We start from the raw sequence: 11,297 nt of genomic DNA, 5'->3' as shown, positions 1-11,297 counted from the left end.
CCGAGATCCGAGCTGCCGCGGTGGCCGGTGCACTGCTGGCGGCAGGGCTGATCATTGACTGGATCGGCGGCCCTGATCGGCTGACCCTGGTGCTCGAATCACTCGCGTTGATCGTCGCCGGCTACACCTTCGTCCCGTCGACCCTTCGGCGGCTCGCGCGCGGCAAGATCGGTGTCGGCACCCTGATGACCATCGCGGCGGTCGGTGCCGTGATCCTTGGTGAGGTCGGCGAGGCCGCGATGCTCGCGTTCTTGTTCGCGATCAGCGAGGGCCTCGAGGAGTACGCGGTCGCCCGCACACGGCGAGGTCTACGGGCACTGTTGTCCCTGGTTCCCGACACCGCCACAGTCCGACGAGACGGCCTCGAGCAGGCGGTGTCGCCGACCGAGTTGATGCTCGGGGAGATGATGATCGTCAAGCCCGGCGAGCGCATCGCCACCGACGGCACCATCCGCCGCGGCACCACCGCGCTCGACACCTCGGCGATCACCGGCGAATCGGTGCCCGTCGAGGCCGGGCCCGGCGACGACGTGTATGCCGGGGCGATCAACGGAACCGGCGTTCTCGAGGTGGAGGTCTCCGCACGTGCCGAGGACAACTCGCTGGCCAAGATCGTCCGGATCGTCGAGGCCGAGCAGTCCCGCAAGGGTGAGGCTCAGCGGTTGGCCGACACGATCGCCAGGCCCCTGGTGCCGGCAATCATGGTCGCCGCCGCCCTCATCGCCGCCGTGGGCAGCCTGCTCGGCGAACCACGGGTATGGATCGAACGCGCACTGGTCGTCCTCGTCGCCGCCTCACCGTGCGCACTGGCCATCGCCGTCCCGGTCACCGTCGTCGCGGCGATCGGCGCCGCCAGCAAACTCGGCGTCCTGGTCAAGGGAGGCTCAGCTCTTGAGGCGCTGGGCCGCATCCGCGTGATCGCGCTCGACAAGACCGGCACCCTGACCCGCAACAAGCCGGTCGTCATCGACGTCGCCACCGCGGACGGTGCGACCCGCGAACAGGTCCTCGCCGTGGCCGCAGCGCTGGAAGTGCGCAGCGAGCACCCCCTGGCCGCGGCGATCCTCGCCGCCGTCGACGACCACACACCCGCCGACGACGTCGTCGCAGTCACCGGAGCCGGCCTCACCGGCCGCCTCTGCGGCGACGACGTCCGCCTCGGCCGACCAGGGTGGATCGACCCCGGCCCGCTGGCCGCGGACGTGGAACGGATGCAGCACGCCGGAGCCACCGCCGTCCTCGTCGAACAGGACGGCCGCACCCTCGGCGCGATAGCGGTCCGCGACGAACTGCGACCCGAAGCCGCGGAAGTCGTCGCCGGTCTCCGCCGCGACGGGTACCACGTCGCGATGCTCACCGGGGACAACGAACGCACCGCCCGCGCACTGGCCGCCGACGTCGGCATCGAGGAGGTCCACGCGGATCTGCGACCGGAGGACAAAGCACGCATCATCGGCGACCTGAAGGGCCGCCGGTCGACCGCGATGGTCGGCGACGGCGTCAACGACGCCCCCGCACTGGCCACCGCCGACCTCGGTATCGCCATGGGCGCCATGGGCACCGACGTGGCCATCGAGACCGCCGACGTCGCCCTGATGGGTGAGGACCTGCGGCACCTGCCGCACGCCCTGGCCCACGCGCGCCGATCCCGACGCATCATGCTGCAGAACGTCGGGCTGTCGCTGGCGATCATCACCGTGCTGATGCCGCTCGCCCTGTTCGGAATCCTCGGCCTGGCCGCGGTGGTGCTGGTGCACGAACTCGCCGAGATCGTGGTCATCGCCAACGGAGTCCGCGCCGGCCGCACCCACCCCCTGTCCGCCGCAGCGGTGCCCGCACCTGCCCCGGCAGCAGCCGAGGCCTGGACATGAGCCCAGACCCCACTTCGGGCCCGATGCCGGGTGTCTCGACCGGGGGACGCTCGGCGACTCGATCCCGGTGGACCCTGGCGATCGTCGTCGCCGTCCTCGTCGCGGCGGCACTCGCGGCCGACCCCGTCGCCCGCCGCGCACTCTCCGACGGCCGCGTCATCGAACTGGGGTTGCTGCAACTCAGGCTTGCCTACAACAGCGGTGTCGCCTTCAGCGTCGGGAACGGGCTGCCGCCAGGGGTCATCATCGCGGTCACCGCCATCATCACTCTCGCCATCGCCGTGTACGCGTGGCGCACCGTCCCCGTCGGCTCACTGACCGGGACGGTGGGGCTGTCGGCGGTCGTCGCCGGAGCGGCCGCCAACGTCATCGACCGCGCTGCCGACGGCCGCGTGACGGACTACTTCCACACCGGATGGTGGCCCACCTTCAACCTCGCCGACACCTACCTCACATGCGGCGTAGTCCTGGTCGTCCTCGCGTCGCTCCGGGAGGGCCGAACCCGCGTCGATCCCACGGGCACGGAGCAACGATCCGTATGACTGCTCCCCGACCTCGAATCCGATCGACCTCCATGACGGTCGCGTGCGGCACCGGGGGCGTCCGGTTACATCCTCACCGACGCCCGGTGCGGCAGTGATCACCACCATCGCCGCGGCAGTGGCGATGTTCGCCGGCACCAACATCGACGACATCGTCGTGCTGACGGTGCTGTTCGTCGCCTCCGCCAGCCAGGGTAGGCCGCGGGCGTGGCAGATCGTCACCGGCCAGTACCTCGGCCTGATCACCCTCGTCGCGACCAGCGTCGTCGCCGCTCTGGGACTGGTGATCGTGCCGCAAGAATGGGTCGGGCTACTCGGTGTGCTGCCCCTGTCGCTGGGGCTCTGGACGCTGATCCGCTGGCTGCGCAGCGACGACGAGGACGAACCCCCGGTCGCTGCCACCGGAATGGCAGGCGTTGCTGCCATCACCATCGCCAACGGTGCCGACAACATCGCCGTCTACACCCCGGTCTTTCGGACGCTCGGTCCACCACAGACCGCAGTCACCATCGCCGTGTTCCTGATCTGCGTCGGGATCTGGTGCTACGCCGGCAGGCTGCTGGGCACTCGCAGGAAGGTCGTCGACACTCTCGAACGGGTCGAGCACTGGCTCGTCCCAGCGGTGTTCATCGGCTTGGGTCTCTTCATCCTCCTCGAATCCGGAGTTCTCGCCCGGCTGATCGCCGCCGCGTCATGACCGACACCCGCTCGCGCGCAGCCTGCGGAACCGCTACGGCCCGACTCAGATCGGTTCCCGCCACCGCCCGGTGGCGTCACCTCCATGCCATCGATCGAAGCGTGAGGGTGAGCAAAGGGCGGCGCATCGATACTCGGTCGATCCGTCGGCGATCATCAGATCGACCACGGTGCGACAATCGGACCGGACTTGCCGAATCGACCGCCGAGTAGGCGTCGCTGACCCCGATCATCTGTGTCCGAGCGGTGTGTGGACAGACGAGCCACGCTCGTCCGCGCGGGCGCGGAGTCGTATTCGTCGCCGGAAGGTTAGGTTCGGCAGCCCTTATAGACTCGCTCGGTGCCCAGAGACTTCAACCGCCCGAAACGCCCCAGTGTGCGCTTAGCGCACGATTTGGGCAGATTCGGTGACGCACCGGGTCTGATATCGGTGAACGAGACGATCACCTACCGCGACCTGGACGAGCGCATCGACCGGCAGGCGGCCAGACTTGGACGTGGCCGTCGTCTGGTACTGATCGCCGGCACCAACAAGGTCGAGGTCGTCGTCACCTACCTCGCGGCGCTGCGTGCAGGACACCCCGTACTGCTGGCCTCGGACGACAATCCCGACCATCTCGACGGGCTCATCGACACATATCGGCCCGATGTGGTGGTGCGCACCCTCGACGGCAACACAGTCGTCGAAGAACTCGATCGACAATCCAGACATGAGCTGCACCCTGATCTCGCGTTGCTGCTGAGCACCTCGGGTTCGACCGGATCACCCAAACTCGTCCGTCTCTCGCACGACAACGTGCAGGCCAACGCCGAGTCGATTGCCGAATACCTGGGCATCCGCCCCACCGACCGTGCCGTGACCACGCTACCCATGCACTACTGCTATGGGCTTTCGGTCGTCCACAGCCACCTCCTGCGCGGTGCCGCCTTGATTCTGACCAACTCTTCGGTCACAGATACTCGACTGTGGGACCTTGCGCGCACCCACCGCGCCTCCACCTTCGCGGGTGTGCCGTACACCTTCGATCTGCTCGACCGTATCGGGTTCGAACAGCTGAATCTTCACGACCTGCGGTACGTCACGCAGGCCGGCGGAAAGCTGTCGCCCGATCGCGTCCGCACGTATGCCGAGCTGGGCCGACGCCAGGGATGGGACTTGTTCGTCATGTACGGGCAAACGGAGGCGACCGCCCGAATGGCGTATCTGCCACCGGATCTTGCCGCCGCTCATCCGCATTCCATCGGACGGCCGATTCCCGACGGGTCCTTTCGGCTCGATCCGGTCGCGGATGCCCCGGACGGGACGGGTGAGCTCGTCTATTCGGGGCCGAACGTCATGCTCGGCTACGCACACGACCCCGGCGACTTGCGCCTGGGTGACACGCTCGCCGGCGAGCTGCGAACAGGCGACCTGGCCCGGCGAACGGCCGATGGACTGTACGAAGTGGTCGGCCGACGCAGCCGTTTCGCGAAAGTGTTCGGTCTACGTATCGATCTGCACCGCGTCGAGTCCGCGCTCGCACACCTGGGATTGACCGTGTGCTGCACCGACGGCACGGACGAACTCGTCGTCGTCGCGGAGAACGCTGACGTCGCCGACGTGCGACGCTTGACAGCACAGTTCAGCGGCCTTCCCGCAACAGCAGTTCGGGTGTGTGTCGTCGATGAGCTGCCGCGCACCTCCACCGGCAAACCCGATGCGCGAGCGGTCGCGGAATTCGCAGGCAAGCCCGGCCCTGTTCAGCCCACCTCGACGACGACAAAGCCCGAGACCACCGATGTCAAAGCGATGTATGCCGAGGTCCTGCATCACGCAAGGGTCGACGACGACAGCACGTTCGTGAGCTTGGGCGGTGACTCTTTGTCGTATGTGCGGATGTCCATTCGGCTGGAGGAGCTGCTCGGTCACCTCCCGGCGGACTGGCACAACACCCGAGTCGTGGACTTCGTTCAGGCACCGCACCTGCGCCGCGGCTGGCGACGGGTGGAGACCAACGTTGTGCTGCGCGCCCTTGCGATCGTGCTGATCACCGGCTCGCACATACACCTGTTTTCGGTGCTCGGCGGGGCGCACGTGCTTCTCGGAATCGCCGGCTACAACTTCGCCCGCTTCCACCTCGGCGCGGTCGATCGCACCGCCCGCGCACGCAATGCTGTGCGCAGCGTCGCTCGGATCGCCATCCCCAGCATGGTGTGGATCGGGGCCATCATCGCTCTGACCGGGGACTACCGCATCACCAGTGCATTGCTGCTCAACGGAATCTTCGGCCCGGACGGTTGGTCTGTCGAATGGCGATACTGGTTCGTCGAGGCGATTGTGTACATCGTCCTCGTAGCCGCCGCTGTGCTCTATGTTCCGGCGGTCGCACGTCTCGAACGCAGTCACCCGTTCTGGTTTCCTATGGGGTTGGTGGCATTGGGCCTGGTTACCCGTTACGGATTGATCGAGATCGACGACAGCCGCAATCGCATTCTGACCGCGGCGGTTGTCTTCTGGTTGTTCGCCCTCGGCTGGGCCGCCGCCCGGGCGCAGACCGTGTGGCATCGAGTGGGGGTCACCGCGGCAATCGTGCTATCGATTCCCGGGTTCTTCTTCGGCGACATCCAGCGAGAAGTCATCGTGATTGTCGGACTTTGCCTGCTGGTGTGGCTCACATCCGTCCCATGTCCCGCAGTTGTGGGCCGGGTTGCGGGGGTGTTGGCAAGCGCGTCACTCTACATCTACCTGACCCATTTTCAGGTCTATCTACCGCTGCGCGACGACCATCCCTGGACAGCATTCGCCCTGTCGATCGTCGTGGGGGTTGTCTACTGGCAGGCCGCGACCTTCGTGCTCGCCCGTCTACCGTGGAGCGGGACAGGGCCGGGCATTAGGTTTGCCAATCCTCTAAGTACCATGGCGGCGGGGACGACCGGAGGTGGTCCGGTAAATGCGAAGGACGGACGATGAGCAAGCGGATCGAACTGATGGCGGGCCTCGCACTGGCGACCGCGGCACTGTTGACGGTGTCGGGGTGTTCGAGCGCTGAGTCCGACCCGGGCGGGGACAACCGGATCACCGTCTACAACGCCCAACACGAGTCGCTGACGAAAGAATGGGCCGACGCGTTCACCTCGGAGACCGGCATCGAGGTCGACCTGCGCCAAGGGAGCGATACCGAACTCGGCAACCAACTCGTAGCGGAGGGTGACCGATCGCCAGCGGATGTGTTCCTCACGGAGAACTCTCCGGCGATGACGCTCGTCGAGAACGCGGGTCTGTTCACCGACGTCGACCAGGCCGTGCTGGCCCAGGTTCCGAGCCAATACCGCCCGTCGAACGGCAAGTGGACGGGTATCGCCGCCCGCTCGACCGTGTTCGCCTACAACACGGACATGCTGACCCCCGATCAGCTCCCGGCCTCACTCCTGGACCTGCAGGACCCCGCCTGGAAGGACCGCTGGGCAGCATCGCCGTCGGGAGCCGATTTCCAAGCCATCGTCAGTGCGCTGCTCGAGTTGAAAGGCGAGGACGCTACACGCACCTGGTTGGAGGGGATGAAGAACAACGTCCGCGCCTACAACGGTAACGGCACGGTGATGAAAGCCGTCAACGCCGGAGAAATCCCGGGCGGCGTGATCTACCACTACTACTGGTTCGGCGATCAGGCCAAGACCGGAGAGAACAGCAGTAACGTCGCCCTGCACTACTTCAAGAACGAAGACCCCGGCGCATTTGTCAGCGTCTCCGGCGGCGGCGTCCTGCAGTCCAGCGCGAAACAGGATGCAGCGCAGCAGTTCCTGGCGTTCGTCACCGGACCGAAGGGTCAGGAAGTTCTGCGGGACGGGATGTCGTTCGAGTACTCGGTGGGCAGCGAAGTGGCGGCCAACGCGGATCTGGTCCCCTTGACCGAACTGCAGGCCCCGCAGGTGGACCCGGCGAAGCTCAACAGCCCGAAGGTCACCGAGCTCATGACCGAAGCCGGTTTGCTCTGATTCCAACGACGAACGGTCGAGAACAACGGGGGCCGGCCCACACGCTGCGGTGCCCAGCAGGCCGGTCGCGTATGCCCTTGCCTCTGGCTGTCACCGCAGTGATTGTCGTGGCGATCTCGCTCATCCCGCTCGGGTACGTGATCGTGGAGAGCGTGGACACCGGCTGGGCCACCGCGTCGGCGCTGCTGTTCCGATCGCGGGTCCGCGAATTGTTGGCCAACACCGTGATGTTGGTAGTGATCACGGTGCCCATCTGTGTCGCAATCGGCGTCGCGGCTGCTTGGTTGGTCGAGCGCACACGAGTATTCGGAGCGAAGGTGTGGGCGGTATTGCTTGCCGCGCCGCTGGCTGTCCCGGCGTTCGTGAACGGCTACTCGTGGGTGACGGCGATCCCTTCCCTCGGCGGGCTGCGCGGCGGCGTTCTGATCGCAACGCTCTCGTATTTTCCTCTCGTCTACATTCCCGTGGCCGCGACGCTACGCAGGCTCGACCCCGCGGTCGAGGAATCGGCGCGAGGACTCGGAATCGGACCGTGGGCAGTGTTCTTTCGCGTCGTGGTGCCGCAGCTGCGGCTGGCAATCGCCGGCGGCGCGCTTCTGGTCGCGTTGCACCTACTCGCCGAATACGGTGCCTTCGTCTTCATCCGCTTCGACACATTCACTACAGCGATTTTCGAGCAGTATCAATCGACGTTCAACGGAGCGGCGGCGACCATGCTCGCCGGGGTGCTGGTATTGCTGTGCCTCACATTGTTGGTGATCGAAGCGGTTGTGCGTGGCAGTGCCAGGTATGCCCGCATCGGCTCGGGTGCAGCCCGCCCGGCCGTGCCTGCAGAACTCGGTTGGCAGTATTCGCCGATCGCGCTCGTCTTCCTGGGGATGTTGATCGCACTGTCTCTCGGAGTCCCGATCGCCAGTGTTCTGCGGTGGCTTGTCGTCGGCGGCAGCGCGGTGTGGGAGTGGGACGAAATCTCGTCCGCGCTGCTGCAGACGCTCGGGTTCGGAATTGCCGGTGCGGTCATGACGTGTGCACTCGCGTTCCCGGTCGCGTGGATCTCGATTCGCCACCGCGGACGGTTCAGCCGTGTCCTCGAGGGCGGTACCTACATCTCGAGTTCGTTGCCCGGCATCGTGGTTGCGTTGGCGTTCGTCACCGTCGCCATTCGGTACGCAAATCCGCTGTATCAAACAGTTGTCGTCGTGATCGCGGCCTACGCATTGCTCTTCCTGCCACGCGCATTGGTCAACCTGCGGGCGGGGCTCGCGCAGGCGCCCGTCGGGTTGGACGAGGCGGCTCGGTCGCTGGGTCTGTCACCGCTGTCGAGTTTCTTTCGGGTGACTCTCAGATTGGCTGCGCCGGCCACCGCAGCGGGCGGTGCGTTGGTGTTCTTGGGGATCGTGAACGAGTTGACCGCGACATTGCTGCTGGCACCGACCGGAACCCGCACTCTGTCGATGCAGTTCTGGTCGCTGAGCAGCGAGATCGACTACTCGGGGGCTGCTCCGTACGCGTTGATCATGATCGTGCTGTCTCTGCCCATGACCTACGTTCTCTTCTCCCAGTCGAAAAAGGCGGCAGGACTATGACATACGCGGTGGAGGTGGATGGGCTGGACAAGTCGTTCGGTCCTGTGACGGTGCTACGTCGTGTTGAGTTCGCTGTCGATGCCGGGTCGACCACAGCCATCGTCGGACCGTCCGGTTGCGGTAAGACGACGCTGCTGCGTCTGATCGCGGGTTTCGACAAACCCGACGCAGGCACTGTCGCACTGACCGGGAAGGTCGTCGCGGGATCCGGCTGGACGCCTGCGCACCGAAGGTCGGTGGGGTACGTCGCCCAGGACGGGGCACTGTTCCCACACGCCACGGTCGGCGCGAACATCGGGTTCGGCCTGCCACGCCGTGCCCGCACCGTCTCGAAGATCACCGAACTGCTCGAGATGGTGTCGCTGGATTCGTCCTACGCCTCACGTCGACCCGACCAGCTCTCCGGCGGCCAGCAGCAACGGGTCGCGCTCGCGCGGGCGCTGGCGCGTGAACCTGAATTGATGCTGCTCGACGAACCGTTCTCGGCACTCGATGCCGGCTTGCGGGCGAACACTCGACGGATCGTCGCCGACGTCCTCGCCAAGGCTGGGATCACCACCATCCTCGTCACCCACGATCAACCCGAGGCCCTGTCGTTCGCCGACCGGGTTGCGGTGATGAGCTCGGGCAGGCTCGCACAGATCGGTACACCTCGTGAAATCTATTCCCGCCCTGTGGACGTCACCACCGCGGAATTCATCGGTGACGCCGTGATCTTGACGGCCCACATCGAGAACGGCCGTGCCCGCTGCGCCCTCGGCGACGTCGCCGTCGCCCCTTCCCCGAACGCCATCGAAGGTGCAGCCCGAATCATGTTGCGGCCGGAGCAAATCGAGGTGACCACCGACGGCGCGGGTGCATCGGGGGCCGTCGTCGACGTGGAGTACTTCGGGTCGGAGATGCTGCTCGGGATCCGCCTCGACACCGCGGACACCGCTATGGCCCAGCGGGTCACCGTGCGCCGCTTCGGCGCCACGGCTCTGACGCCCGGCGACAGGGTCGCCATCCGCGTCATCGGCGACGCCGTAGTGTACGACCTGTGAGAGAGCTACTCAGTGTGAGGCAGCCTCTCGCGTCCTGCTCGATCATGCGATCGATGCCGAACAATGTGCGTAGTTAGTGGGCAGACTTGCACCATCCAGACTGAGGCAACGCCCCGGAGGCAATCACGTCTCGACCCCAAGCATGGAACGGGCCGGCCGGCATCGACTGTCACCGCCGTCTACGATCCGCACGCGGGTTGATGTCTTGAAGGTGGTGGGCGGCTTCGTCGTCATCCAAACTGGGGGCATCGATTGCGTTGCTTGCAAATCTGGTGGCCCGCACTAAGTCTTCTTTCTTTCGAGGACGGACTCCCCCTGAGCGGCGGAAGAACCCACTGATTCCGATTTCCCACGCACACCACCACCATCGCGAGCGGTAATCGGTCCTGGAACACAGAGGCAAGCAGGAGACGTTCACCCGCGCACAATCAGACGACGGTTAGATGGATCAGTGCAATGCTGAGTGCGACGACGATTCCCGCGATGAACCGGGCTGCATATCGAGTGATCCGGTAATTTGACATCGCTGCCCATCAACATGCGGTCAGAGGTGAACCGCACCAACGGAATCAGCGCGATCGGAATACCGAAGGACAACACGACCTGCGAGACGACGAGAGCGCGACTGGGGTCAACCCCAGCGGCGAGGATCGCCAGTGCCGGAACCAGCCGCCGCACACGATCGGGATGCGCTTGCGTGGACGGTGCACGCCTGCTTTTCGTGTGTGTCGCTGCAGGAGCGATCGTGACCATCGACGCACTGACCAGTCTCGACATCCCCTTCGTGTTGGTACTTCTCACCGCGCTTGCCGCTGTCGGCACTGACCCTCAGGAAACGTCGCCGAACCATCAACGCAGACATCGATGCAGTGGATCGGAAGCGCACCGCGAGACGAGGTCCAGCGACACGACCACCCCGTACCAAGAGACCGTGAAGCCCGCGTGCGAACTTTCGACACAGACCCGGTCGTCGTTCGGTGCAATGTTCGCTGACTCACTCACAACAGGGGTCGCTCCTGCGGGGTGACACCTGGGATCGTCGCGCGCTGAAGACTATTGCTCGCACTCCGGCATTTCCGCATCTAAGAACTCGAGAAGTTCCCTGAGCAGTCGGTCTGCGCGGTTTTCGACATCGGCAAGAACCGAATCGACGTCGTCGAGGAGCGCGTGGGAGTGCCTTCGTGCGAGTGTGCCGCGATCGTAGTAACCAGGGTCGAGCGAGACCGCCGATGCAGGCTCGAGCGTAAAGACACGCTCTGGGTTCGTCTCTCGAACAGGGGGCGGTATGTGCGTGGGAGCGCGTCCCCCGAGGTGTGCTCGAACGATATCGGCTATTCCCCGGGAGGTGAGAGGGGTTGCGACCAGCGGGGTATGGCCCCACCGGTCGATCGTGGTCAACAACGGCCGTTCGCTGCCTGGGTCGAGATGAGTAACGGAGTCGGCGAGTTCGGTTCCGTCGACGTGCTCGATGGCGTCGGCGAGCATGCGTGTGCTGGGGTGCCGCTCGCCGTGGGCCAGGACCTCGTACCAGCGCCTGTACACCTTTCTCGGTGATGCGCCCGCCCTCACGAGCTCCAACGAAGT

The 11,297-nt window shown here is 65.6% G+C and carries 7 protein-coding genes and 2 pseudogenes; 7 read left to right on the top strand and 2 right to left on the bottom strand.

What is annotated here, in order from left to right:
- From A2J02_RS15650 to A2J02_RS15620, 7 genes are all read left to right on the top strand, one after another.
- On the top strand, nt 1–1,871 hold a 1,871-nt coding region (locus A2J02_RS15650; RefSeq protein WP_068051061.1), incomplete at its 5' end, for a heavy metal translocating P-type ATPase.
- Nucleotides 1,868–2,413 (top strand): signal peptidase II, encoded by a 546-nt coding sequence (locus A2J02_RS15645; RefSeq protein WP_008720462.1) that lies wholly within the window; start codon nt 1,868–1,870, stop codon nt 2,411–2,413. The genes A2J02_RS15650 and A2J02_RS15645, both read left to right, overlap by 4 nt.
- A gap of 94 nt (nt 2,414–2,507) precedes the next feature.
- The gene (locus A2J02_RS15640) at nt 2,508–3,110 is read left to right on the top strand and encodes a cadmium resistance transporter (protein WP_008720461.1); all 603 of its coding nucleotides are present in this window, start codon (nt 2,508–2,510) and stop codon (nt 3,108–3,110) included.
- A 375-nt stretch (nt 3,111–3,485) separates the two neighbouring features.
- Nucleotides 3,486–6,059 carry an AMP-binding protein gene (locus A2J02_RS15635; protein WP_080733224.1) on the top strand — a complete coding sequence of 858 codons (2,574 nt, stop codon included), beginning with the start codon at nt 3,486–3,488 and terminating at the stop codon, nt 6,057–6,059.
- Nucleotides 6,056–7,084 carry an iron ABC transporter substrate-binding protein gene (locus A2J02_RS15630; RefSeq protein ID WP_008720459.1) on the top strand — a complete coding sequence of 343 codons (1,029 nt, stop codon included), beginning with the start codon at nt 6,056–6,058 and terminating at the stop codon, nt 7,082–7,084. The genes A2J02_RS15635 and A2J02_RS15630 overlap by 4 nt, the downstream gene beginning before the upstream one ends.
- Before the next feature lie 71 nt (nt 7,085–7,155).
- Complete coding sequence (locus A2J02_RS15625) at nt 7,156–8,670, top strand: ABC transporter permease (protein WP_080733225.1); 1,515 nt, start codon at nt 7,156–7,158, stop codon at nt 8,668–8,670.
- A complete protein-coding gene (locus A2J02_RS15620) occupies nt 8,667–9,713 on the top strand; it encodes an ABC transporter ATP-binding protein (RefSeq protein WP_008720455.1) in 1,047 nt (348 codons plus the stop codon). Before A2J02_RS15625 ends, A2J02_RS15620 begins: the two co-directional genes overlap by 4 nt.
- A gap of 428 nt (nt 9,714–10,141) precedes the next feature.
- Here A2J02_RS15620 and A2J02_RS27285 read toward each other — a convergent pair.
- Together A2J02_RS27285 and A2J02_RS28305 are read right to left on the bottom strand one after the other, a co-directional pair.
- Nucleotides 10,142–10,490: pseudogene (locus A2J02_RS27285) on the bottom strand (divalent metal cation transporter).
- Nucleotides 10,491–10,766: 276 nt separating this feature from the next.
- Nucleotides 10,767–11,297 (bottom strand): annotated as a pseudogene (locus tag A2J02_RS28305) (recombinase); the annotation flags it as partial.

Source organism: Rhodococcus sp. EPR-147 (assembly GCF_001647185.1).
Classification (GTDB): Bacteria; Actinomycetota; Actinomycetes; order Mycobacteriales; family Mycobacteriaceae; genus Rhodococcoides.
This window is presented reverse-complemented; position numbering and strand designations above follow the sequence as displayed.